We start from the raw sequence: 23,474 nt of genomic DNA, 5'->3' as shown, positions 1-23,474 counted from the left end.
GGCTAACCCATCCTTCTCAACCAATCATCCACATCGAAGGTGAGCCCAGCTTTCTTGAATACAGGGTAGAGGTGGTTGCCCTTGCCACATTGGGAAAATTTGAAACGCAGGTCATCGGAGTGCAGCGTGTGCCACTCCTTCTGCCCAATGCCAGCAAGTTTGGGCTTAGTCTTTTTCTCTGGCTTTTCATCCGGGTTGTACCAATCAAGAACAATGGGCATCAACTCTCTGACGGACAGATTGGGATATGAGCTAAAAGCGCGTTCAATTAACGGCACAATCAATTCAGAATGACAGTCCATTCCCACAAGCAGGTTATGCAAGCGGATGGTCTGCTCATTGCTACCATAACGATTCTGATGTGAGTCCTGAGAAGCTTTTGCCTCATCAATCTTGGTACTCAACGCCAGGATCTTTTTGTCTATGTCCGGGATACTCAGGTCCGAATATCTGGCGATTAACTCAGGATCTCTGGAGCGTAAAGCCGCCAACATGGAATGAACAGGCTTGAGCTCATCCTCATAAACCTGTCGCAACAACTGAGGGGTGATCCGTTCAATACGGGTGGCAATGGCTCGTAACTGGGCAAGAACAAAGAGTTTTACCACTATATCCAACACCCCCTGAGACAGCTCGAACCAGCATTCCCGTACCTCATCAGACAAGATTTCCTCTCGTCGTTGTAGCCATTGGAATTGCCAAAGCTTATCGGTGAAGGCCATCCACTCCGTGAGTTTGGGCTGATTGGTTTCCGGATCAAAACTTGGTTTGGTTGCCTGCATAGGCTCCCAGAGCAATGACCCAAAACCGGCTCCACGCCTTGCCGATCTCAAATCCATTTCAAAAATAGCTCTCGCCTTGGGTGTGCCAACCATGACAACAGGCAAGCCAATCACATTCACCAACGTCACGAAGAAGTTGAGCATCTTCTCCACCCCGCCGGAACGACTCATACTGAGATGCTGAATCTCATCGATAACCAGCACCCCAATTGCATGTACATTGGCGATTTGGCTCATCAAAGCCATCAACGTCTCAACACTATGGCGCTTGAGTGCATACTTGCGTTCATAGTCGGTATGCAGCACCGCATCGATAGCCCTGAAGAAATGATGACACAGGCTTTTCAGTGAACCATCATGGGGGCAATCCAGCTTCAAGTAGACAATCTGGGTAAAGTTGTATTGCTCGTGGTAGATCACCTGAGGGTAGGTCGCCAATATCCGGTTGATAGTGCTGCTTTTCCCTGATCCAGAACACCCGATCAGAGAAAGGCTGCGAGCAGTCGATTTAACCTGCTCGAACCGAAAAACATTCAGCTCGCCGGACATAACCCGCTCATAGCCATTTTGCAGATGAGCATTCAAAGAACCATCACTAAGGTTACGTCCGACATATCCCTGCCGGATCATAATGGATAATTTTGACTCCAACTGTAAGTGGCGGCTTATCGGTTGGAAAAAGTCATCCAGTAACTGGGATATCACATGAACACGCCAAGGGCCGTCTACATAGATATCCTTTGGATCAAACTTGATGGAGCCGCTTAACCCCTGCTTTATCTGCTGTGTGGTCATGATAGGTGGCAACGCCTCTATCAGAGGATTGCCACGGTACTGTTCTATGCTTGGGTCGTTGTATACGGCTTTGGCCATATTGGCTGGTAATACCATCTAGTCATCCTTGAAGAGCTCATCGATATAATCCGGATACTTATAGTCATCGGTACTTGGGGAAAGAGGTATCACGGTTGCAGGCACTGCTGATGGCTCGGATGTTGTAACCGGCTCGGCGCGTTTTCTCTCCTCGTCCTTCGCCTTGGCTCGATTACCCCTGATAGCGGCAATCCGCTGACGATCTGACGCTTCTGGTGAATATTCAGCTTGCACGTGGGCTTTTGCTTGCTTAATTTTTGAGTCAATCAGGTCATCAGCTTTTCGCTTCTCACGATCAGCAACCAGCTTACCCTCCGCCACAACGACCTTCTGTTGTTTGGTTATTAACCATACATCCCAGAAAGAACAACCACGGAACTCTCGGGCACGATCGGTTAATCCACATACCCAATATTCAGCGCTGTTTTGTCGAGGAAGCAAATAGACAACATCAGCAACAGCTGGATCATAAGCAACCTCTACTGATTCTGGCCTAGAGACATCCTTGCCCCTATGCAACCACCCCATTTTGAGTATTTCTTGGCAGGTGTAATACACACCAAAGACGCGGAGCCCCAGAGGTGAGATAGTCGCCAGAGTTCTCGGCAGCAAACTAACCCGGAGAGCATCCTCCGGAACCATCCGTAACCGCCCAGACCTATGCTGCAATCCCCAGTTCCATAGCGATAATGGCGTCATAGGCAAATCGGTAGGCATATCGATATCGCGATCATAGGTTGCAAGCACGTGGTATCGGTTGTGAAACAAGATGGCTGACAGAATGATGGATGTGAACTCATGGATATTAAGCATCGCATCCAACCGGTAATCCTTTCCTCCCCGTTTCTTTATTGTGGTGCCAGACACAACTCCGGGAGCAAAAGGTTTGAATACCGCCTGTATGGTTCTGAAAAAACGCTCGACTATGCCTTTGCAATCACCTCTAAAAGGGGGGGTATTCTCAATCCGGGTAGAGAAGCTTTTTTCCAGAGATTCGATCTGGCAACCCAGCAATTCGCCCCGATCAGCTAATATGGCATCTGGGATACCTGCAACCGGCCAGTCAGATTCATCAATCTCTATACCAAACTGTTGGCAAAACTTGATCTTGTCAGTCATGGCCATCGACAGAGTCTGCATTGCTGCCACATAGGAGGGATTCTCAAAACCGATGTAAAAACCGGCTACCATGCGGCTAAACACATCAATGACCATATAGACAATAGGCCGACCCACAATGTTTTGTCGGTCGCTATCGGAAACCAGATAGATATCGGCTATCGTTGCATCAATCTCATATCGGGACCCGGGGCCGAGGGCTTGCGTGTTCGCTGTTGCCCGTAATGGCTTGATATCCTTGTTGTAATCTATCTTGCTGATTCTCTTCTGCAGTTTTTCAACCTGGGAGTATTCCCTCTTGAAGAAGTGTTTCATCTGCCAAATAGTAGGAAACTCCGATTCTGGAACACTTGGGTTATAGTTTTGATACATCCCCTTGAAACGATTGTGAGTTTCAACGAACGATTTACCATTGTTGATCAGATAGTGTTTTTCTATAGCAGTACGAAAAAGTCGTTCTATATGCTCATCAACGACGACTCCGGCCCCCGCTACCATCTGTCTTGGACGACCAAGTTTTCCACCCTTTGAAACCCTCTTCTTTCCCCTCGCGCCTGAGTTTTTATAATCAGGTAAAAGAGCATTCGGCGTCTGCCCCCGCTGCCAATAACGACGGACTAACCGGTAAAGAGTCTGTTTTGTTGATCTTTGAGTGGAGACAATCTCATTTACCGCTCTTGTTCTGGCCCTGGGAAAAAGACATTCTGGATTGGTTATCAGCGGTTGGATAAGCTGGTAATTTTTATCACGCAGCTCTCTTGCCTTTGTTCCCTCATCGGGCTGTGCGTAGTAAAGCTTGGTATAGGGGTCTTCGCTCCGTTGCAGTACTTCATTATCGATAGCATCCAGCAATACCTGTCGAGAGATCAGTGAAGGAAAAGCCGACTCGTCATCCAGAGAAATCCAGACTATTTCATCCTGCTGTTCAGCCAGAATGCGGTAGGTCACACCTTCAACACAGATAACCTCATTGATTCGAAACACGTAACGCTCCTGACATCGCCTCAATATTTTCTAACTGCAAATCCCCGGCTTTCAACTTGGTCACAGGTGTCAAAATGTCGAACAGGAAACAGCGCTGAGCCAGTAGCTGCCTAATCTCCAATAATGATTGCCCTATGGGTTGCTGATAGGCCGTATCCAGCTGTTTGGCCACCTCAATTACGCTTCTCCTTGGAGCATTCTGAAAGTGATGCTGATAAAACGCAGCTCGCTCCATCAGGACATCAATCTCTATCTCATCCCGTTGTGCCGGATAGAGCCAACTGATGTTTTGCGTAACCACGCCGGGAATGTCCTTCTCCGTGATCAGCCACCAGGGAACACCTTTTTGTAACCAATAGCGGCGTTCCAGTTCCAATTTTTCAATGGTTCTGGCATCACTCAGTGCCTCTGCATACTTGGCTTGCAATGCAAATTTTGGCTGGCTGGCGTTAGTGGTGTTGACGAGGAAATCTGAACTCATCACTTGCAAAACGCCGCGAACGGATGGGTGACCTATCCCAGACTCCAAAGCCAAGGCCTTGGTATCTTCCAATCGAAGAGGAAATTGCTCACGAATATCTACAGTTGAACGATTCCACTCCAAAAGCAGGAATACAGCCAATTCCAGATCTGACAACAAGTGGTGGGTTCGTTGGGATTTATGGCCAAATACACGATGTGAACGCCCTTGAGAGGATAGGTCCCTGACAGTTAGCCATGGTTTGTAATCAGAACCGTGGCCACTACCTCGCCCCTCACGTAGCCACTTCTGACTCTGCAACTCGGTGTTGACGTACTTTTTCCCAGCCATGAAAAAACCGCCCAGCCATTGGCTCATAAATTGAGCTTAGCTAGGGCGGCCTTAGTATGCAACTTTATTACTTAGTATGATTCTTTATTACTTGGTATGAATCTTTATTGCTCGCATACAGCTCTTTGTCATTTAAGAGAGTGACTTACTCGACGGTCACCGATTTTGCCAGGTTGCGCGGCTGGTCAACGTCAGTGCCCTTGATCAAGGCAACGTGGTAGGAGAGCAGCTGCAGCGGCACGGTATAGACGATGGGGGCGATCACCTCTTCCACATGGTTGAGGTTCATGACCCGCATGGTCTCGTCGCTCTTGAAGCCGGTATCGGCATCGGCGAACACGTAGAGGATACCGCCACGTGCGCGCACCTCTTCCACGTTGGACTTGAGCTTCTCCAGCAGATCGTTGTTCGGCGCCACCACAATGATGGGCATCTCGGCATCGATCAGCGCCAGCGGGCCGTGCTTCAGTTCGCCAGCGGCATAGGCTTCGGCGTGGATGTAGGAGATCTCTTTGAGCTTGAGCGCCCCCTCCATGGCGATGGGGTACTGGCTGCCACGGCCGAGGAACAGGCTGTGCTGCTTGTCGGCAAACTCTTCGGCCAGGGTTTCGATATCCTTGGCCAGCGCCAGACTCTCTTTAATACGCAGCGGCAGGGCTTGCAGCGCCTTGACCAGTTCGGCTTCGGCGGCGGCGCTCAGGTGGCCACGGCAGTGACCGACCGAGGCCACCAGCATCAACAGGCCAGCCAGCTGGGTGGTGAACGCCTTGGTGGAGGCCACTCCAATTTCTGCCCCCGCGCGGGTCATAAAGGCCAGATCCGATTCACGCACCAGCGAGGAGCCCGGCACGTTGCAGATAGCCAGCGAGCTCATGTAGCCGGATTCCTTGGCCAGACGCAGCGCCGCTAGGGTATCGGCGGTCTCGCCGCTCTGGGAGAGGGTCACCAGCAGGCTGTTGGGGCGCACTACCGATTTGCGATAGCGGAACTCGGAGGCGATCTCCACATCGCAGGAGACACCAGCGATCTCTTCGAACCAGTAGCGAGCCACCATGCCGGAGTGGTAGGAGGTGCCGCAGGCGACGATCTGTACGTGCTCGACCTTGTCAAAGATGGCGCGTGCACCGTTGCCGAAGGATTCGACCACCACGTGATCGCTGCCCAGACGCCCTTCCAGGGTGTTGGTGATCGCTTTGGGTTGCTCGTGGATCTCCTTGAGCATGTAGTGACGGTATTCGCCCTTGTCACCGGCATCGTGGGAGAGTTCGGACTCCTGCTCTTCACGCACCACGGCGTTGCCGTTGGTATCGAAGATGTGCACGTCACGGCGGGTCACTTCGGCCACATCACCCTCTTCCAGGAAGATGAAACGGCGGGTCACCGGCAGCAGCGCCATCTGGTCGGAGGCGATAAAGTTTTCGCCGATACCGCGGCCGATCACCAGCGGTGAACCGGAACGGGCAACCACCACGCGGCTGTCGTCGCGGCTATCCATCACCACGGTACCGTAGGCTCCGCGCAGCTGCTTCACCGCAGTCTGCATGGCGGCCAGCAGGCTGCCGGCGCTCTTCAGCTCATGATGGACCAGATGGGCAATCACTTCGGTGTCAGTGTCGGAGCTGAACACATAGCCCAGCGCCTTCAACTCTTCCCGCAGCTCTTCGTGGTTCTCGATAATGCCGTTGTGCACCACCACGATATGCTCGGAAACGTGAGGGTGGGCGTTGCGCTCGGAGGGCTCGCCGTGAGTGGCCCAGCGGGTATGGGCGATGCCGGTACCACCATGGACGGACTGCTCGTCGAGCGCCTTGGCCAGCTCGGCCACCTTGCCCAGACGGCGAACCCGCTGCAACGGCTGGTTGGCGCTGAACACGGCCACACCGGCTGAGTCATAACCGCGGTACTCCAGACGGCGCAGGCCCTCTACCAGAATTTCAGCCACATCACGTTGGGCGACAGCCCCGACGATGCCACACATACACTTCTCCTTGAGATGCAAATCGTAAAGTCAGTTGGATGGTTCAGAGCTCGATGTCAGCAAGTGACCGGGGCGCAGATAAGCGTCACCCCCTGGGCTTGAATCTGTTCTCTGGCCTCGCTGGCCAGCCCCTCGTCGGTCACCAGGGTATGGATGCTCGACCAGGGAAGTTCGAGATTGGGGATCTTGCGGCCGATCTTTTCCGATTCGACCATCACAATGACCTCCCGCGACACCTCGGCCATCACCCGCGACAGGCCCACCAGCTCATTGAAGGTGGTGGTGCCCCGCTCCGGGTCGATGCCGTCGGCACCGATAAAGAGCTGGTCAAAGTCGTAGGAGCGCAGCACCTGTTCCGCCACCTGCCCCTGGAAGGATTCGGAGTGAGGGTCCCAAGTGCCACCGGTCATTAACAGGGTGGGCTCATTTTCCAGCTCGCGCAGGGCACCGGCCACATTGAGAGAGTTGGTCATCACGATGAGGCCGCGCTTGTTGCCCAGCATGGGGATCATGGCGCTGGTGGTGCTGCCGCTGTCGATGATGACGCGGTTGTGATCACGCAGCCGCTCGGCCGCCGCACGGGCAATAGCTAACTTTCGGTTCGAAACTTGTTCAGGGTTGACCTCGACCACCATCTCGTTCGGCAAGGGAACGGCACCACCGTAACGGCGCAGCAGCAGACCGCCGGTCTCCAGTACCGCCAGATCTTTACGGATAGTCACTTCGGAGGTAGAAAAGTGTTTGGCGAGGGCGTCGACGCTCACTTCACCCTGCTCTTGTACCAGGGTCACTATGGTGTGTCGGCGTTGTTGAGTATTACGTTTAGTCATTTTTAAGTTTCGATTCGAAAGAACATCGAAATATTAGCCCCTTTTTCGGAAAAATAAAACAGCAAATAGGATCCGATTTGGTTCGATGCCAGAATGGGGTGCCAATTTGCGACGAGGATGCCATGCAAAAGAGAGTCATCTGGCTGGTGGAGGATGAGGCCAGCATCGCCGACACCCTGATTTATGCCCTGCAGACCGACGGGTTCGAGGTGGAGTGGTTCATGTTGGGCCAACAGTTGCTGACACGACTGGAACAGACGCGACCCGACTTCCTGATCCTCGATGTGGGGCTGCCCGACATCAGCGGCTTCGAACTCTGCAAGCAGGTGAGGGCGTTGACCGATATCCCCCTGATGTTCCTCACCGCCCGCAGCGAGGAGATAGACCGGCTGATCGGACTGGAGATCGGTGCCGACGACTATGTGGCCAAACCCTTCTCGCCACGGGAAGTGTGCGCCCGGGTGCGGGTCATCCTGCGCCGCAGCCAACCCGTCGCTCCCCAACCCAGCGCCCTGCTGGTGCTGGATGAGGAGCGTGCCCGCATTCACTTTCGCGGCCAGCCGCTGGCCCTCACCCGCTACGAATATCTGCTGCTCAAGACCCTGATGCTGGCGCCGGGGCGGGTCTACTCCCGCCAGCAGCTGATGGATCTGGTGTGGCAGGATGCCGAGGAGAGTCTGGATCGCACCGTCGATACCCATATCAAGACCATCCGCGCCAAGCTGCGCGAACATGATCCAGAAGCCAACCTGATCCTCACCCATCGCGGGCTGGGCTACAGCCTGGAGCTGGCATGAGACTCGGGTTGCAACTGCTGTGCGGCCTGCTGCTGATCTTCGCGCTGGCCGCCTGGTTCGTGCTGGAGATCTTCGTCGAGGAGATCAAACCCGGGGTGCGCAGCGCCACCGAGGATACTCTGGTAGACATGACCCAGCTGCTGGCGCCGCTCGCCCTCGATGATCTGCAAGAGGGGAATATGATGAACGGGCGGTTGGCCAGCGCCTTCGCCCGCCTCAACCAGAATCCCATCAATGCGATGATCGATGGCCACCTCAAGCAGCAGGCGGAGTACCGCATCTATGTCACTGACCAGAAGGGCATGGTGATTTACGACTCCGACGGCACGGATCTGGGCAAAGACTATTCCCGCTGGAACGATGTCTACCGCACCCTGCGCGGCCAATATGGCGCCCGCAGCACCCGCACCGATCCCGACGATGCCGCCAGCTCGACCATGTATGTGGCGGCGCCGCTGCGGGAGGGGGCCGAGATCATCGGCTCCCTCACCGTCGCCAAACCCAATCGCACCCTGATGCCCGCCATCGAGCGGGGGGAACAGGAGCTGCTGCGGGCCGGCGGCCAGATGCTGCTCATCTCGCTGCTGATCGGCAGCCTGCTGGTGTGGTGGCTCAACCGCGCCATCGGCAAGCTGGTGCACTATGCCGACTCGGTCAGCAAGGGGGAGGCGGCACCGCTGCCACGGCTGCACACCGTCGAGCTGGATCGGCTCGGCCGCTCACTGGAGACCATGCGCCACCAGCTCGATGGCAAGAGCTATATCGAGGGCTATGTCCACAGCCTGACCCACGAGCTGAAGAGCCCGCTGGCCGCCATTCGCGGGGCAGGGGAGATCCTGGCCGAAACGCCGCCCCCCGAGGTGGCCAGGCGCTTTATCGGCAACATCAATCAGGAGAGCGCCCGCATGCAGCAGCTGATCGAGCGAATGCTGCAACTGGCGCGGCTGGAGTCGGGGCAGGGGCTGGATCGGCAAGCGGTAGAGCCAGCCGGGCTCGGCAAGCGGACGCTCGATGCCCGCCAGATTATCGCCCAGCGCCGGCAGGTAGCGCTGATGGCCGAGCTGGCCAGCGCGCCGAAACAGAAGTGGGACCCGCTGCTGGTGGAGCAGGCCATCGGCAACCTGCTGGACAACGCCATCGACTTTTCACCGGCAGGCTCCAGCGTCACTCTCAGCGGCACCCAGCAGGAGGATGGCTACTGTTTTCGGGTCACCGACAGCGGCCCCGGCATTCCCGACTACGCATTGCCACGGATTTTCGAGCGCTTCTACTCCCTGCCACGCCCCGACAAGGGCAAGAGCAGTGGTCTCGGGCTCAGTTTCGCCCATGAGGTGGCCCACCAGCATGGCGGCCGTCTGACCCTCGCCAACCGGCCGGAAGGTGGCGCCATCGCCGAATTCTGGCTGCCGCTCATCTAGCAACGGCCACTTCACATTCACCACACAGAGCGGCGCTATCCTGCCGCTCTTTCACTTATCAACCCAAGGAATCGCCCCATGTCTCGCCTGCTTCTTTCCGGCCTGCTGGCTACCGGTCTGCTCTGCGCAATGCCGGCCTCCGCCGCCAGCGGCTGCTTTCTCTATGCCGATGGCAACGGTCAGACCCTCTCCAGCGAAGGGGACTGCTCCAGCCAGCTGCCGCCCGCATCCACCTTCAAGATCCCGCTGGCACTGATGGGTTATGACAGTGGCTTTCTGGTGGATGAAGAGCATCCGGCGCTGCCCTACAAGCCTAGCTATGACGGCTGGCTACCCGCCTGGCGCGAAACCACTACCCCGCGCCGCTGGGAAACCTACTCGGTGGTCTGGTTCTCCCAGCAGATCACCGAATGGCTGGGGATGGAGCGCTTCCAGCAATATGTCGACCGCTTCGACTACGGCAATCGGGATCTCTCCGGCAATCCGGGCAAACATGACGGCCTGACCCAGGCCTGGCTCAGCACCAGCCTCGCCATCAGCCCGGAGGATCAGGCTCGCGTCCTCGGCAAGATGCTCAGCGGCAAGCTGCCGGTCTCGGCGCAAACCCTGCAATACACCGCCAATATCCTCAAGGTGAGCGAGATCGACGGCTGGCAGATCCACGGCAAAACCGGCATGGGCTACCCGAAGAAGCTGGATGGCAGCCTCAACCGCGATCAGCAGATCGGCTGGTTCGTCGGATGGGCCAGCAAACCGGGCAAGCAGCTGATCTTCGTCCATACCGTGGTGCAAAAGCCAGGCAAGCAGTTCGCCTCTCTCAAGGCTAAAGAAGAGGTGCTGGCCGCCCTGCCTGCACAACTTAAAAAGCAGTGATCTCGCTTCCCGCCAGATAAACCCCGATAACCACGGTCAGCCCACCAGCGACGGGCTGACCGCCATTCGTAAACGAGACAAACATGAAATTATTTCTATTGCTGCTCTGGCTTCCGGCCAGCATGGCGCTTGCTGCCTGTGATCTCTCCGACCGCCTGACGCGGCAGGGAGAAGTCATCCATGATCGGCTCAACCACCTCGAATGGCAGGCGTGCAGCCTCGGCAGCCAGTGGCTGGAGGGGAAAGGGTGCGTGGGCACACCGGCCCTGCTGACGCTGCTTGAAGCCAAAGATGAAGCTGCCCGCCTTGGCGAGGGGTGGCGACTCCCCACCATCGAGGAGCTCTTCACCCTGCTCGACGAAAATTGCCGGGCGCCGATGACAGACCCGCGCTTCTTCTCCGATATCCATGACAACGGGGAAAATTCAGCCCCCTACTGGACCTCCAGCTCCATTGAGGAGATGCCGGAACTGGTCTATTACATCGACTTTATGCACGGACTCATCGACGGCCACACCGATCGTTTCGCACAAGCCGCTCGGTTGGTGCGCTCCCGCCCCTGAACAATCCCACGGCGTCTGATGGCGCCGTTTTTCAACAGTTCACCGCCACTTCACACAAGCCCATCACCACTTCACGCCGGACTGACAGACTCACTCCATCCAACAAGGAGACGTGTCATGGTCAAACAGATATTCACCCACAAGATATTTCTGCTGCTGTTGCTCAGCCTGCTGTTGATGGTGCCGGTGCAATCCATCATGGAGCTGAACCGGGAGCGTCAGGCTTACCGCAGTCAGGCCATCAAACAGATAATGGCCAGTACGAGTGGACCGCAGCGCCTAATAGGCCCCGTAATTGTCCTCCCATATACAAGAGAGCTGATCCTGACCAATGGCAAGGACACTCGGAGAGAGGTGGAGACACGCTATCGCTACCTGTTGCCAGAACAGTTAACGGCCACAGCGAATATGGAAGTAACGCCACGCAAACTGGGGATCTACCAAGCCCAGCTGTATCAGGCTAACGTCACTCTAACCGGCCAATTACCAGCGATCCCTGATTGGCAGCCACCACGTGACAGCATACCCGGCCAACCCTATCTCAGCCTCATCGTCTCCGACGCTCGAGGCATCATTCAGATACCAACCATCACCTTCGCCAACGAGCTACTGACTGTCACCCCCGGTGCACGGCTTGGCAACCGATCCGGCGTGCATGTCCCGCTAACCACCAAACAACAGCAAGGAGGGTGGTTCGATATAAAGATTTCCCTACAGGGTATGGAAAAATTCACCCTGATTCCGGTCGGTCGTGACAGCAAACTAACCTTGTCCGGTAACTGGCCCCACCCCAACTTCCTGGGCGATTTCCTGCCAACCACCCGTACAGTAAAAGATCAAGGTTTCAATGCTGACTGGCAGACAAGTTGGTTTGCCACAGATATGGAGAATCAGTTCCCTGACATGATCCAAAGCGCCTCCAAACATCTGCCCAGCTTCAGCGTCAGTCTGGTGCAGCCGGTGGATCACTATCAGCTCAACGAACGGGCGGCCAAATATGCCCTGCTCTTCATCGGCCTCACCTTTATCAGCTTCTTTATGTTCGAGCTGCTCAAGGGGCTGCGGGTCCACCCGATCCAGTACGCGCTGGTGGGCATGGGGCTGGCTATCTTCTATCTGGTGCTGCTGGCCCTGACCGAGCACCTCGGCTTTGGCTGGGCCTATCTGGTAGCCGCGCTGGCCAGCGTGCTGCTCAACGGCTTCTATCTCAGTCATGTGCTGGGCGGCACGAAGCAGGGGATCGGCTTCGCAGCGCTGCTCGGGCTGGTCTATGCCATCCTCTACAGCCTGCTGCAAGCCGAAGAGATTGCTCTGCTGCTCGGCGCCCTGCTGCTGTTCGCCACTCTGGCACTGATCATGCTGCTGACCCGCAAGCTCGACTGGTATCAGGTGATGGACTACAGCGCACCCGCGACCACATGGGCGGCCCCCCAGTCATCGACCAGTGACACCAACCATCAGTCATAAGCCAAAAAAACCGGCGCCATCAGGCGCCGGTTCTATTTTATTGATCGGGCATCACTTCTTCTTGACCGGGCGAGCCCAGTTCTTGATGTGGCGCTGGGGCACCCGGGTGATCACCAGCTCATTCTCGGCCACATCCTTGGTGATGGTAGAACCCGCCCCCAGGGTCGCACCCTTACGGATGCGCACCGGCGCCACCAGCTGGGTATCAGAACCGACGAACACGTCATCCTCGATGATGGTCTGGAACTTGTTCACGCCGTCGTAATTGCAGGTGATGGTACCGGCACCGATATTCACTTTGGCACCCACCTCGGCATCCCCCAGATAGGTGAGATGGCCACATTTGGAACCAACTCCCAGACGAGCCTTCTTCATCTCGACGAAGTTGCCGACGTGGGCATCCTGCTCCAGCACGGCACCCGGGCGCAGACGGGCAAACGGGCCGACCGAGCACTGATCCGCCACCTGAGCCCCTTCAACGATGGAGTAGGGCTTCACTTCGGTGTGATCGCCAATGACACAATCCTTCAGCACGGCACCGGCACCGATACGGACGTGGTTGCCGAGAGTTACCTTGCCTTCGATGATGACGTTGACGTCGATCACCACCTCTTCACCGATCTCGAGGGTTCCGCGCAGATCAAAGCGGGCAGGGTCAATCAGGGTGGCACCGGCGATCATCAGCTTCTCGGCCTGCATCTGCTGGTAACTGCGCTCAAGGGCAGCCAGCTGCACCCGGTTGTTGGCCCCTTCCACTTCAGCGGCGCGCTCCGGATGGACCGCTGCGATCGGGCAGCCATCGGCGTGCGCCATGGCGATCACGTCGGTCAGGTAGAACTCGCCCTGAGCATTCTTGTTGTCCAGACGGGAGAGCCAGCTGCGCAACTGACCTCCGTTGGCCACCAGCACGCCGGTATTCACCTCACGGATCAGCAGCTGTTCGGCATTGGCATCCTTCTGCTCGACGATGCCGACTACCTGACCATTTTCACGGACGATACGGCCATAGCCGGTCGGGTTGTCGAGCACTACGGTCAGCAGTGCCATCCCGTTTTCAGCCTTGGCAGCCAGCAGTCGCTGCAGGGTCTCGGGCTGGATCAGCGGGGTATCGCCGTAGAGCACCAGCACGTCGTCTTCATCCTTCCAGAACGGGATCGCCTGGGCGACGGCATGACCGGTCCCCAGCTGCTGCGCCTGCAGCACCCAGTTGACATCGGCCGCCACGATCCGCTCTTTCAGCAGCTCGGCACCGTGGCCATAAACCAGATGCAGCTGCTCGGCACCGACCTGACGGGCAGTATCGATCACATGGGAAACCATGGGTTTGTTGGCTACCGGGTGCAGTACCTTGGGCAGAACGGAACGCATACGGGTACCTTTACCCGCAGCCAGGATCACGACGTTGAGGGACATAAATTGGCCTTTGGAACATGAGAAATACTCGGCGGAGTCTATCCAACGGGTAAAAAAAAAGCGACCCGAAGGTCGCTTTTTACATCACCGTTATTAGCGGTAATTCTTTTTGACGATATCGATGACTCGCAGTTGAGCCATCGCCTTGGCCAGCTCGGTGGCGGCCTGGGCGTAGTCGATATCACCATGGGAGCTGTGGATCCGCTCTTCGGCTGCGCGCTTGGCTTCCTGGGCTTTCGCCTCATCCAAGTCGTCAGCACGAATCGCGGTGTCCGCCAGCACGGTCACGGATTCAGGTTGTACTTCCAGCATACCGCCGGAGATGTACAGCACCTCTTCAGTTCCGTTCTGCTTCACCAAGCGGACCAAGCCCGGCTTGATGGCAGTCAGCAACGGAGCATGACCGTGGCGGAGACCCAACTCACCTTCGGAGCCTGATACCTGAGCGGATTGTACGCGACCGGAAAACAGTTTTCCTTCGGCGCTCACCACGTCCAGGTGAAAGGAGATCATCTCTGCCATGGGCCCTCCTGTCGAGGCTTACAGTTTCTTGGATTTCTCGACGACTTCGTCGATACCGCCAACCATGTAGAACGCCTGCTCGGGCAGATCGTCATACTCGCCTTTCAGGATGCCCTGGAAACCACGGATGGTCTCTTTCAGCGGCACGTATTTACCCGGAGAACCGGTAAACACTTCTGCTACGAAGAACGGCTGGGACAGGAAACGCTCGATCTTACGGGCACGGGCTACGGTCAGTTTGTCTTCTTCTGACAGTTCATCCATACCCAGGATGGCGATGATGTCCTTCAGCTCTTTGTAGCGCTGCAGTACGGTTTGAACGCCACGAGCAGTCTCGTAGTGCTCTTTACCAACTACCAGCGGATCCAGCTGACGAGAGGTAGAGTCCAGCGGGTCAACGGCCGGGTAGATACCCAGTGCCGCAATCTGACGGGACAGTACCACGGTCGCATCCAGGTGGGCGAAGGTGGTCGCCGGAGACGGGTCAGTCAAGTCATCCGCAGGCACGTAAACGGCCTGTACGGAGGTGATGGAACCGGTCTTGGTGGAGGTGATACGTTCTTGCAGAACACCCATCTCCTCGGCCAGGGTCGGCTGGTAACCTACTGCGGAAGGCATACGGCCCAGCAGTGCGGATACTTCAGTACCGGCCAGGGTGTAACGGTAGATGTTGTCCACGAAGAACAGTACGTCACGACCTTCGTCACGGAACTTCTCGGCCATGGTCAGGCCGGTCAGCGCAACGCGCAGACGGTTTCCGGGCGGCTCGTTCATCTGACCGTAAACCAGAGATACTTTGTCCAGTACGTTGGACTCCATCATCTCGTGGTAGAAGTCGTTACCCTCACGGGTACGCTCACCTACACCGGCGAACACAGAGTAACCACTGTGCTCGATCGCGATGTTACGGATCAGCTCCATCATGTTTACGGTTTTGCCTACACCGGCACCACCGAACAGACCAACCTTACCACCCTTGGCGAACGGGCATACCAGGTCGATAACCTTGATGCCGGTCTCCAGCAGATCGTTGCTGTTGGACTGATCTTCGTAGCTGGGGGCAGCGCGGTGGATAGACCAGCACTCTTCTTCACCGATCGGACCTTTTTCGTCGATTGGCTCGCCCAGTACGTTCATGATCCGACCCAGAGTCGCAGTACCGACCGGAACCTGGATGGATTTACCGCTATTCACTACTTCCAACCCACGACGCAGACCGTCGGAGGAGCCCATGGTGATGCAACGAACGACGCCGCCACCGATCTGTTGCTGAACTTCCAGCACCAGACCCTGGCCTTGACCTTCGCTAACGACCTTCAGTGCATCGTACACCTGGGGCACGGCATTCTGCGGGAACTCGATGTCCACCACAGCGCCGATGATTTGGACGATGAAACCGTTACTCATGTCAAATCCTCTAAACCTTTGATAACCCTTGCCTTACACCGCAGCAGCACCGGATACGATCTCTGTCAGCTCCTGGGTAATACTGGCCTGACGGGCCTTGTTGTATACCAGTTGCAGATCGTTAATCAGGTTACCGGCGTTGTCAGTCGCGGCTTGCATGGCAACCATTCGGGCTGCCTGTTCACTTGCCAAGTTTTCCACTACGCCCTGGTAAACCTGAGATTCGACGTAGCGAACCAGCAGGGTATCCAGCAGCTTCTTGGGATCCGGCTCATAGAGGTAATCCCAGTGGTGTTTCTTGGCGAGCTTGCTGTCTTCAGTTACGGGCAAAGGCAGCAGTTGATCGACCCGTGGTTGCTGCACCATGGTGTTGACGAACTTGTTGTACACCAGATACAGCTTGTCAATCTCACCGTTGTCGTAAGCCTTCAGCATGACCTTGACTGAACCAATCAGGTCATTGACGCTCGGACTATCGCCCAGTCCTGCGACATGAGCTTTAACCTTGGCGCCGTGCCGTTCAAAGAAGTTGGAGGCCTTGTTACCGATCAGTGCCAGGTCAACCTTGGCACCTTTCGCGCTCCATTGCTTCATATCATTGAGGGCAGCCTTGAACAGGTTGATGTTCAGACCACCACACAGGCCACGGTCGGTGGAGACGACGATGTAACCCACTCGCTTGACCTCACGTTCGATGAGGTAGGGGTGCTTGTATTCCAAGTTCCCCTGAGCGATATGGCCGATCACCTTGCGCATGGTTTCAGCGTACGGACGGCTGGCAGACATGCGTTCCTGCGCACGGCGCATTTTGCTTGCTGCCACCATTTCCATAGCGCCGGTGATCTTCTGAGTGTTTTTCACACTCCCGATCTTGTTACGTATCTCTTTTGCGCCGGCCATCTCTTACTCTCCATCAAGTGGCAGCTCACGCTGCCACACACGCTTACCAGGTCTGGGTTGCTTTGAAGCTATCCAGCAACGCAGTCAGCTTGCCAACGATCGCGTCGTTGTAGTCGGCTTTGGCATTGATTTCAGCCATCAGCTCGGCATGCTGGGTATTGGCGTAAGAGAGCAGAGCGGCTTCGAAGTCGACGATTTTGTTCAGCTCGACATCGGAGAGATAGCCTTTCTCGGCGGCGAACAGCACCAGAGACTGGTGAGCCACGCTCAGCGGAGAGTACTGCTTCTGCTTCATCAGCTCGGTCACTTTCACACCGTGATCCAGCTGCTTGCGAGTCGCCTCGTCCAGATCGGAAGAGAACTGGGCGAATGCCGCCAGTTCGCGATACTGGGCCAGCGCGGTACGGATACCACCGGACAGCTTCTTGACGATCTTGGTCTGAGCAGCACCACCTACACGGGATACGGAGATACCCGGGTCAACCGCCGGACGAATACCGGAGTTGAACAACTGTGAAGTCAGGAAGATCTGACCATCGGTGATGGAGATCACGTTGGTCGGAACGAACGCAGATACGTCACCCGCCTGGGTTTCGATGATCGGCAGCGCGGTCAAAGAACCGGTTTTACCTTTCACTTCACCCTTGGTGAACTTCTCTACGTACTCGGCGTTAACGCGAGCAGCACGCTCCAGCAGACGGGAGTGCAGATAGAAAACGTCACCCGGGTAAGCTTCACGTCCTGGCGGACGGCGCAGCAGCAGGGAGATCTGGCGATAAGCTACGGCCTGCTTGGACAGGTCATCATAGATGATCAGCGCGTCTTCACCGCGGTCACGGAAGTACTCACCCATGGAGCAACCGGCATACGGAGCCAGGTACTGCAGAGCAGCCGCTTCGGAGGCAGAGGCAACAACCACGATGGTGTTGGCCAGGGCGCCGTGCTCTTCCAGCTTGCGCACCACGTTGGCGATGGTGGAGGCCTTCTGGCCAATCGCAACGTAGACACACTTAATGCCGGAATCTTTCTGGTTGATGATGGTGTCGATCGCGATGGCGGTCTTACCAACCTGACGGTCACCGATGATCAGCTCACGCTGGCCACGACCGATAGGGATCATGGCATCGATGGCTTTCAGACCGGTCTGGACCGGCTGGTCAACAGACTTACGCTCGATAACGCCCGGTGCGATCACTTCGATCGGCGAGAAGCCGTCGTTGTCGATCGGACCTTTACCGTCGATCGGCTGACCCAGGGTGTTCAACACCCGGCCCAACAGACCACGACCTACCGGCACTTCCAGAATACGGCCAGTACCTTTTACTTTCATTCCTTCTGACAGACCGTCATAGGAACCCATAATCACCGCACCGACGGAGTCACGCTCCAGGTTCAATGCCAGAGCGTAGCGGTTGCCCGGCAGCTCGATCATCTCACCCTGCATGGCATCAGCCAGGCCGTGAATACGAATGATACCGTCGCTCACAGAGACGATAGTACCTTCGTTACGCGCTTCGCTCTTTACATCAAACTGCGCAATGCGCTGCTTGATCAGCTCGGCGATTTCAGTGGAATTCAGTTGCATGCTCTAATACCCCAATCAAGATTGCAGCGCGTCAGCCATGCGATCCAGCTTACCGCGGACTGTGCCGTCGATTACCAGATCACCGGCCTTGATGAGCACCCCGGCCATCAAGGACGCATCGATGCTGCAATTCAGCTTCACTTTGCGCGCGAGACGTTGTTCCAGAGAAGCCTGAATATTGGCTTTCTGCTGGTCGGTCAGTTCGATCGCCGAAATCACGTCAGCCTGAACCTCTTTATCCAGTTCAGCTTTGAACGCTACAAATTCAGCAACGACCGCCGGCAGCACACCCAAGCGACCATTCTCGGCCATCACCCGGATCAGGTTCTGGCCATGCACGTCGAGTTGCTCACCGCAGACACCGACAAACAGCGTTGCCAGCTCTTCGGCGGCCACAGAGCCGTTTACCAGGTTGTGCATGGTCTCGTTTTCCACTACTTGCGCAGCGAAACCGAGCATACCCAGCCACTGGTCAACCGCCTTGTGCTCAACGGCAAACTCGAAAGCAGCCTTGGCGTAGGGGCGAGCGATTGTAGTCAGTTCAGACATAGCCCCGTTCCCGTTACAGTTCTGCTACCAGTTTGTCGACGATGTCGCTGTTGGCAGCCTGGTCGATTTGACGCGCCAGGATCTTCTCTGCACCAGCAATGGCAAGAGCAGCAACCTGCTTACGCAGTTCTTCTTTGGCACGATGACGTTCAGCTTCGATCTCGGCACGGCCCTGAGCCAGGATTTTTTCCCGCTCAGACTGGGCACCAGCGGCAGCTTCATCAATGATCTGGGCTTTACGTTTGTTAGCCTGCTCAATGATTTCAGCAGCCTGCAGCTTGGCTTCTTTCAGCTGATCGGTGGCGTTGGCCTTGGCCAAATCCAGATCTTTCTTGGCACGTTCGGCAGAAGAGAGACCGTCAGCAATGGCTTTCTGACGGGCTTCGATGGCAGCAATCAGCGGCGGCCATACGTACTTCATGCAAAACACTACGAAGAAGAAAAAAGCAATTGCTTGGCCGAGGAGGGTGGCATTGATATTCACAGCCGATGTCCTCTTAAGTTAGTTAATGGGTTATGCCTGGAGAGTCGTAACGACTTAGCCAGCAACCGCAAACATCACGTACAGACCCAGACCAACGGCGATCATCGGGATCGCATCCACCAGACCCATTACGATGAAGAACTGGGTACGCAGAACAGGGATCAGATCCGGTTGACGAGCAGCACCTTCCAGGAACTTGCCACCCAGGATACCGATACCGATGGAAGCGCCGATAGCAGCCAGACCCATCATCATTGCAGCAGCGATGTACAGCAGGTCCATGTTCAAGTTTTCCATGAGGATCTCCAGTTATTTAGATGTAATTGATTGTATAAAAAGGATTATTTGAGTTGCATCAACCATGGTCTTCCTGCGCCATCGACAGATAGACGATGGTCAGAACCATGAAAATGAATGCCTGCAAAGTGATGATCAGGATGTGGAAAATTGCCCAAGGCACGGACAGGATCCACTGTGACCACCAGGGTAACAAACCAGCAATCAGGATAAAGATCAGTTCGCCAGCATACATGTTGCCGAACAGTCGAAGACCCAGAGAAACAGGTTTGGAAATCAGCGTAACAGTTTCCAGGATGAGGTTAACCGGGATGGCCGCCGGGTGGTTGAAAGGCTGAAGCGTCAGCTCCTTCACAAACCCGCCGATACCCTTGACCTTGATGCTGTAATACAGGATCAAGAAGAACACGCCCAAAGCCATGGACATGGTGATGTTAACGTCAGCAGAGGGAACCACACGCAGATAGGGAATACCCATCAATTGTGCAGCGTGAGGGATAAAGTCAACGGGGATCAGATCCATGAAGTTCATCAGGAAGATCCACACAAACACCGTCAGCCCCAAAGGTGCGATGACCTTGTTGCGACCGTGAAAGATGTCTTTGACGTTACCATTCACAAACTCGACCAGCATCTCCACAAAGCACTGCAGCTTACCCGGCACCCCGCTGGTAGCGTTAACGGCTACTTTGCGGAACAGCAGGATAAACAGGGCGCCTAGCACGACGGAAAATACCATTGAGTCGATATTGACCGTCCAGAACCCGGACCCGACTTGAAGGTGGGTCAGGTGGTGGGAGATATATCCCTGAGGAGTCAGGACTTCTCCGGTTGCAGACATGAGTTTTCCTAATAGTGGTTGTTAAGCGTGAATGAAACCATCCACTGTACAACGAGGGCGAGGATATAAGTGGCGAAAAACGAGACGGTAACGACCTCGACTCCCGCACCAAACATCAGGGCGAATAGACCTGTTGTAGAAATGAGCTTAATCCCTGCCCCACCATAAAAGTCCCGCAAAACCAGGCCCACACTCTCGGTTGTCACCTTGCGGCGCAGCACCCAGACAGTAAACAAGGCTTGAGGAACCCAGTACATCCCCCCTCCGTAGAGGGCGGAATAACCGGCGCTGGCACCAGTCAGGTAAAACCAGACGGCACTCATCGCCAGGATCAGGATGAGCTGACAAACGAGCATAACCAAGGCCAGTGTCAAACCTTCCAAGGCTATTTTCTGCTTCACCAACCTACCCCTGAACATTACAGAACTGTAAAAAATCGGGATCCGAAGACCCCATGTTAACAGCTCTTAAAGCCGGTCAAATTATACCCTTGAGGGCAGCTATTGCAATATGACAAAAATCCTTAATTTTTGCGGCTTTCCGCGGCAAATCAGGGTTATGGTCATATCAAAAGGAATGGATGTTTTATTACTACAAAAAGCGTAAAAATCACGATTCCGACACGCCAAAATAGCCCAATATACGGTCCAAATCGGACAAATTCTCGTAACTTATTACTAACTTCCCGCTATCCCGCTTGCCAGGCTGAAGTTGCACCTGATTGCCAATTTTTTCTGCCAGTTGGCGCTCCAGGTAGCCGATCTGCGGATCACGGGCCGGTTCGACCCTGGCTTTTGCCGGTTCAAGCGCTTTTTGCACCAGCTTCTCGGTATCGCGTACGGTCAGCCCTTTCTGGGCAACCAGCTTGGCCAGTTCGGACTGGGCCTGGCCGCTCAGAGCCAGCAGGGCACGGGCATGGCCCATGTCGAGGTCGCCATGCTCGACGAAACGCTTCACATCGTCGTTGAGCTGGTTGAGACGCAACAGGTTGGTCACCGTGGTGCGGGACTTGCCCACCGCCTCGGCCACCTGCTGGTGGGTGAGTTCAAATTCGGTCAGCAGTCTTTGTAGAGCGACAGCCTCTTCGATGGCATTAAGGTCTTCCCGCTGAATATTCTCAATCAGCGCGATGGCGACGGCAGCCTCGTCGGGTACATCCTTGACGATGCAGGGCACCACCTCAAGCCGCGCCAGCTGGGACGCGCGCCAGCGCCGCTCACCGGCAATGATTTCGAAGGATTGTTCGCCGAGAGGGCGTACCACGATGGGCTGGATCACCCCCTGAGCGCGGATGGAGTTGGCAAGCTCTTCCAGTGCATCCTGGGACATGTCTTTGCGGGGCTGGTACTTGCCGGACTGCAACCACTCCACCGGCAGCTTGCGCAGCTCGCCCTGATTGGTGGGGGCCATGGCCTCTTCAGTACGTTGATCGCTCATCACCTGTTTCTGGCGGGCAGCCGTGCTGGTACTGAGCAGGGCATCCAGCCCCTTGCCCAGTCCACGTTTTTTCGGAGTCATATGCTCTCTCGGTCTGCGATGGTCGCCTGACGTTCCTGCTCCTGGCGGCGCAGGATCTCGCCAGCCAGTGCCAGGTAGGCCTTGGCGCCCACCGATGATTTGTCATAGTGCATGGCCGGGGCACCGAAACTCGGGGCCTCAGCCAGTCTAACATTGCGGGGAATGATGGTGCGGTAGACTTTGTCGCCAAAGTGCTGTTTTAGCTGATCGGACACATCATTGGCCAGCCGGTTGCGGTGATCGAACATGGTGCGCAGCACCCCTTCGATCTTGAGCTCCGGATTGACCACTGCGGCCAGCTTGCTGATGGTGTCGACCAGAGCGGTGAGCCCCTCCAGCGCGTAATATTCGCACTGCATGGGCACCAGCACGGAGTCGGCGGCGGCCATGGCGTTCACGGTCAGCATGTTGAGAGAGGGCGGGCAGTCGATGAAGACGTAGTCGTATTTGTCCCGCACCGAGGCCAGCGCATTGCGCAGGCGGATTTCGCGGGCGAAAAATTCCATCAGACGGATTTCGGCCGCGGTCACGTCGGCGTTGGCGGCGATCAGGTGATAACCCCCGGTAGTTTCGGGGATGATCACTTCGCTGATGGGGGCATCCTCGATCAGCAGCTCATAGGCGGTGCGCTCGACGTCATACTTGTCGACACCGCTGCCCATGGTGGCATTGCCCTGCGGATCCAGATCGATCACCAGCACCTTGCGCCGGGTGGCAGCCATGGAGGCGGCCAGATTCACACAGGTGGTGGTTTTACCCACTCCACCCTTCTGGTTGGCTATGGCGATGACTTTTCCCACACGATCCCCTAAATGAAACTGCGACCCTATTCGGGCTGGATATGTTTGAATTCCAGCAGATGACGTTCGCCTTCCAGCTCCGGCACCCGCAACTCATGACAGGCTACCAGACGGATATTGGCAGGCAACTGGGCCAGCTCCTGCTCGGGATATTGTCCCTTGAGTGCCAGGAAGCAGCCCTGTTCTGACGGCAGGTGGTGACACCAGCTCAGCATGTCCTCAAGTGAGGCAAATGCCCGACTCAGTACACCATCAAATCCCACGTCAGGTTGATACTCTTCAACCCGGGATTTGACCGGCGTCACATTGGTCAGACCCAGCTCCAGGATCACCTGACGGATGAAGTTGATCCGCTTGCCCAGACTGTCGAGCAGGACGAACTGCTTGTCTGGATTGATGATCGCCAGCGGCAATCCCGGCAGGCCGGGACCAGTCCCCACGTCGATGAAGCGCTCACCGTGCAAGTGGGGGCTTACCACCAGACTATCGAGGATATGCTTGACCAGCATGGCGTCCGGATCTCGCACCGAGGTGAGATTGTAAGCCTTGTTCCACTTGTGCAGCAACTCGACCAACTGCACCAGTTGGCTCTTTTGGGTATCGGTGATAACAATTTCGGCCTGCTTGAGCAGGCCGTTCAATCTTTCCAGCATATTTTCCAAC

23 protein-coding genes are annotated in these 23,474 nt (G+C 56.0%); 5 read left to right on the top strand and 18 right to left on the bottom strand.

Annotated elements, in window-relative coordinates; translation table 11 throughout:
* Positions 1–2 precede the first annotated feature (2 nt).
* From AB5Z09_RS08690 to AB5Z09_RS08670, 5 genes are all read right to left on the bottom strand, one after another.
* Positions 3–1,673 carry an AAA family ATPase gene (locus AB5Z09_RS08690; RefSeq protein ID WP_368195071.1) on the bottom strand — a complete coding sequence of 557 codons (1,671 nt, stop codon included), beginning with the start codon at positions 1,671–1,673 and terminating at the stop codon, positions 3–5.
* The gene (locus AB5Z09_RS08685) at positions 1,674–3,758 is read right to left on the bottom strand and encodes a Mu transposase C-terminal domain-containing protein (protein ID WP_368195070.1); all 2,085 of its coding nucleotides are present in this window, start codon (positions 3,756–3,758) and stop codon (positions 1,674–1,676) included.
* A complete protein-coding gene (locus AB5Z09_RS08680; RefSeq protein ID WP_368195069.1) occupies positions 3,742–4,596 on the bottom strand; it encodes a TnsA endonuclease C-terminal domain-containing protein in 855 nt (284 codons plus the stop codon). The genes AB5Z09_RS08685 and AB5Z09_RS08680 overlap by 17 nt, the downstream gene beginning before the upstream one ends.
* 118 nt (positions 4,597–4,714) lie before the next feature.
* The gene (glmS, locus tag AB5Z09_RS08675; RefSeq protein WP_005355853.1) at positions 4,715–6,547 is read right to left on the bottom strand and encodes a glutamine--fructose-6-phosphate transaminase (isomerizing); all 1,833 of its coding nucleotides are present in this window, start codon (positions 6,545–6,547) and stop codon (positions 4,715–4,717) included.
* A gap of 56 nt (positions 6,548–6,603) precedes the next feature.
* Positions 6,604–7,377, bottom strand: a complete 774-nt coding sequence (locus AB5Z09_RS08670; protein WP_064335026.1) for a DeoR/GlpR family DNA-binding transcription regulator — start codon at positions 7,375–7,377, stop codon at positions 6,604–6,606.
* Between the two features lie 122 nt (positions 7,378–7,499).
* On the opposite strand from AB5Z09_RS08670, the gene blrA reads away from it, so the two are divergent.
* The 5 genes from blrA (at position 7,500) to creD (ending at position 12,495) form a co-directional block, all read left to right on the top strand.
* Entirely contained in the window at positions 7,500–8,174 is a 675-nt protein-coding gene (gene blrA / locus AB5Z09_RS08665; RefSeq protein WP_013724228.1) for a beta-lactam response regulator transcription factor BlrA, read from the top strand.
* Positions 8,171–9,592: a beta-lactam sensor histidine kinase BlrB gene (gene blrB, locus AB5Z09_RS08660; RefSeq protein ID WP_368195068.1), complete on the top strand. Its 1,422-nt coding sequence runs from the start codon at positions 8,171–8,173 to the stop codon at positions 9,590–9,592. Before blrA ends, blrB begins: the two co-directional genes overlap by 4 nt.
* A 78-nt stretch (positions 9,593–9,670) precedes the next feature.
* Positions 9,671–10,465 carry an OXA-12 family class D beta-lactamase gene (gene blaOXA / locus AB5Z09_RS08655; RefSeq protein ID WP_368195067.1) on the top strand — a complete coding sequence of 265 codons (795 nt, stop codon included), beginning with the start codon at positions 9,671–9,673 and terminating at the stop codon, positions 10,463–10,465.
* Between the two features lie 83 nt (positions 10,466–10,548).
* Positions 10,549–11,028 carry a DUF1566 domain-containing protein gene (locus AB5Z09_RS08650; RefSeq protein WP_159164639.1) on the top strand — a complete coding sequence of 160 codons (480 nt, stop codon included), beginning with the start codon at positions 10,549–10,551 and terminating at the stop codon, positions 11,026–11,028.
* 117 nt (positions 11,029–11,145) lie between these two features.
* Entirely contained in the window at positions 11,146–12,495 is a 1,350-nt protein-coding gene (creD, locus tag AB5Z09_RS08645; RefSeq protein ID WP_368195065.1) for a cell envelope integrity protein CreD, read from the top strand.
* 51 nt (positions 12,496–12,546) lie between these two features.
* Here the strand turns inward: creD and glmU are convergent, their stop codons facing one another.
* From glmU to rsmG, 13 genes are all read right to left on the bottom strand, one after another.
* Entirely contained in the window at positions 12,547–13,908 is a 1,362-nt protein-coding gene (gene glmU, locus AB5Z09_RS08640; protein WP_368195064.1) for a bifunctional UDP-N-acetylglucosamine diphosphorylase/glucosamine-1-phosphate N-acetyltransferase GlmU, read from the bottom strand.
* 93 nt (positions 13,909–14,001) lie between these two features.
* The gene (locus AB5Z09_RS08635; protein ID WP_005339345.1) at positions 14,002–14,430 is read right to left on the bottom strand and encodes a F0F1 ATP synthase subunit epsilon; all 429 of its coding nucleotides are present in this window, start codon (positions 14,428–14,430) and stop codon (positions 14,002–14,004) included.
* An 18-nt stretch (positions 14,431–14,448) separates the two neighbouring features.
* Positions 14,449–15,837 carry a F0F1 ATP synthase subunit beta gene (gene atpD, locus AB5Z09_RS08630; protein ID WP_005339344.1) on the bottom strand — a complete coding sequence of 463 codons (1,389 nt, stop codon included), beginning with the start codon at positions 15,835–15,837 and terminating at the stop codon, positions 14,449–14,451.
* Between the two features lie 33 nt (positions 15,838–15,870).
* Positions 15,871–16,737, bottom strand: coding sequence for a F0F1 ATP synthase subunit gamma (gene atpG / locus AB5Z09_RS08625; RefSeq protein WP_005339343.1), 867 nt, complete (start codon positions 16,735–16,737; stop codon positions 15,871–15,873).
* A gap of 43 nt (positions 16,738–16,780) precedes the next feature.
* Positions 16,781–18,322, bottom strand: coding sequence for a F0F1 ATP synthase subunit alpha (gene atpA / locus AB5Z09_RS08620; RefSeq protein WP_005339342.1), 1,542 nt, complete (start codon positions 18,320–18,322; stop codon positions 16,781–16,783).
* A gap of 15 nt (positions 18,323–18,337) precedes the next feature.
* A complete protein-coding gene (gene atpH / locus AB5Z09_RS08615) occupies positions 18,338–18,871 on the bottom strand; it encodes a F0F1 ATP synthase subunit delta (RefSeq protein ID WP_005339341.1) in 534 nt (177 codons plus the stop codon).
* Between the two features lie 13 nt (positions 18,872–18,884).
* Positions 18,885–19,355: a F0F1 ATP synthase subunit B gene (gene atpF / locus AB5Z09_RS08610; protein ID WP_005339336.1), complete on the bottom strand. Its 471-nt coding sequence runs from the start codon at positions 19,353–19,355 to the stop codon at positions 18,885–18,887.
* A gap of 54 nt (positions 19,356–19,409) precedes the next feature.
* Positions 19,410–19,652, bottom strand: a complete 243-nt coding sequence (atpE, locus tag AB5Z09_RS08605; RefSeq protein WP_005307205.1) for a F0F1 ATP synthase subunit C — start codon at positions 19,650–19,652, stop codon at positions 19,410–19,412.
* A 58-nt stretch (positions 19,653–19,710) separates the two neighbouring features.
* Positions 19,711–20,493, bottom strand: a complete 783-nt coding sequence (gene atpB, locus AB5Z09_RS08600; protein WP_005339335.1) for a F0F1 ATP synthase subunit A — start codon at positions 20,491–20,493, stop codon at positions 19,711–19,713.
* Between the two features lie 8 nt (positions 20,494–20,501).
* Positions 20,502–20,912 carry an ATP synthase subunit I gene (locus tag AB5Z09_RS08595; RefSeq protein WP_019445506.1) on the bottom strand — a complete coding sequence of 137 codons (411 nt, stop codon included), beginning with the start codon at positions 20,910–20,912 and terminating at the stop codon, positions 20,502–20,504.
* Between the two features lie 190 nt (positions 20,913–21,102).
* A complete protein-coding gene (locus AB5Z09_RS08590) occupies positions 21,103–22,011 on the bottom strand; it encodes a ParB/RepB/Spo0J family partition protein (RefSeq protein WP_005342343.1) in 909 nt (302 codons plus the stop codon).
* The gene (locus AB5Z09_RS08585) at positions 22,008–22,811 is read right to left on the bottom strand and encodes a ParA family protein (RefSeq protein ID WP_005357226.1); all 804 of its coding nucleotides are present in this window, start codon (positions 22,809–22,811) and stop codon (positions 22,008–22,010) included. Before AB5Z09_RS08585 ends, AB5Z09_RS08590 begins: the two co-directional genes overlap by 4 nt.
* A 26-nt stretch (positions 22,812–22,837) precedes the next feature.
* Positions 22,838–23,464 carry a 16S rRNA (guanine(527)-N(7))-methyltransferase RsmG gene (gene rsmG, locus AB5Z09_RS08580; RefSeq protein WP_219594920.1) on the bottom strand — a complete coding sequence of 209 codons (627 nt, stop codon included), beginning with the start codon at positions 23,462–23,464 and terminating at the stop codon, positions 22,838–22,840.
* Positions 23,465–23,474: the final 10 nt, after the last annotated feature.

The sequence above is a fragment of the Aeromonas sp. R2-2 genome (genome assembly GCF_040908355.1).
GTDB classification, from domain to species: Bacteria; Pseudomonadota; Gammaproteobacteria; order Enterobacterales; family Aeromonadaceae; genus Aeromonas; species Aeromonas veronii.
Note: the sequence above shows the minus strand (reverse complement) of the source record. Positions and strands in the feature narration are given on the sequence as shown.

Bases quoted from the DNA above. Each gene is read 5' to 3' on its own strand.
- atpH (WP_005339341.1), bottom strand. From the start codon at position 18,871: ATGTCTGAACTGACTACAATCGCTCGCCCCTACGCCAAGGCTGCTTTC.
- atpD (WP_005339344.1), bottom strand. From the start codon at position 15,837: ATGAGTAACGGTTTCATCGTCCAAATCATCGGCGCTGTGGTGGACATC.
- glmU (WP_368195064.1), bottom strand. From the start codon at position 13,908: ATGTCCCTCAACGTCGTGATCCTGGCTGCGGGTAAAGGTACCCGTATG.
- creD (WP_368195065.1), top strand. From the start codon at position 11,146: ATGGTCAAACAGATATTCACCCACAAGATATTTCTGCTGCTGTTGCTC.
- blaOXA (WP_368195067.1), top strand. From the start codon at position 9,671: ATGTCTCGCCTGCTTCTTTCCGGCCTGCTGGCTACCGGTCTGCTCTGC.
- blrA (WP_013724228.1), top strand. From the start codon at position 7,500: ATGCAAAAGAGAGTCATCTGGCTGGTGGAGGATGAGGCCAGCATCGCC.
- AB5Z09_RS08650 (WP_159164639.1), top strand. From the start codon at position 10,549: ATGAAATTATTTCTATTGCTGCTCTGGCTTCCGGCCAGCATGGCGCTT.
- atpE (WP_005307205.1), bottom strand. From the start codon at position 19,652: ATGGAAAACTTGAACATGGACCTGCTGTACATCGCTGCTGCAATGATG.
- atpG (WP_005339343.1), bottom strand. From the start codon at position 16,737: ATGGCCGGCGCAAAAGAGATACGTAACAAGATCGGGAGTGTGAAAAAC.
- blrB (WP_368195068.1), top strand. From the start codon at position 8,171: ATGAGACTCGGGTTGCAACTGCTGTGCGGCCTGCTGCTGATCTTCGCG.
- AB5Z09_RS08590 (WP_005342343.1), bottom strand. From the start codon at position 22,011: ATGACTCCGAAAAAACGTGGACTGGGCAAGGGGCTGGATGCCCTGCTC.
- rsmG (WP_219594920.1), bottom strand. From the start codon at position 23,464: ATGCTGGAAAGATTGAACGGCCTGCTCAAGCAGGCCGAAATTGTTATC.
- AB5Z09_RS08635 (WP_005339345.1), bottom strand. From the start codon at position 14,430: ATGGCAGAGATGATCTCCTTTCACCTGGACGTGGTGAGCGCCGAAGGA.
- glmS (WP_005355853.1), bottom strand. From the start codon at position 6,547: ATGTGTGGCATCGTCGGGGCTGTCGCCCAACGTGATGTGGCTGAAATT.
- atpA (WP_005339342.1), bottom strand. From the start codon at position 18,322: ATGCAACTGAATTCCACTGAAATCGCCGAGCTGATCAAGCAGCGCATT.
- atpB (WP_005339335.1), bottom strand. From the start codon at position 20,493: ATGTCTGCAACCGGAGAAGTCCTGACTCCTCAGGGATATATCTCCCAC.
- AB5Z09_RS08680 (WP_368195069.1), bottom strand. From the start codon at position 4,596: ATGAGCCAATGGCTGGGCGGTTTTTTCATGGCTGGGAAAAAGTACGTC.
- AB5Z09_RS08595 (WP_019445506.1), bottom strand. From the start codon at position 20,912: ATGTTCAGGGGTAGGTTGGTGAAGCAGAAAATAGCCTTGGAAGGTTTG.
- AB5Z09_RS08690 (WP_368195071.1), bottom strand. From the start codon at position 1,673: ATGGTATTACCAGCCAATATGGCCAAAGCCGTATACAACGACCCAAGC.
- AB5Z09_RS08670 (WP_064335026.1), bottom strand. From the start codon at position 7,377: ATGACTAAACGTAATACTCAACAACGCCGACACACCATAGTGACCCTG.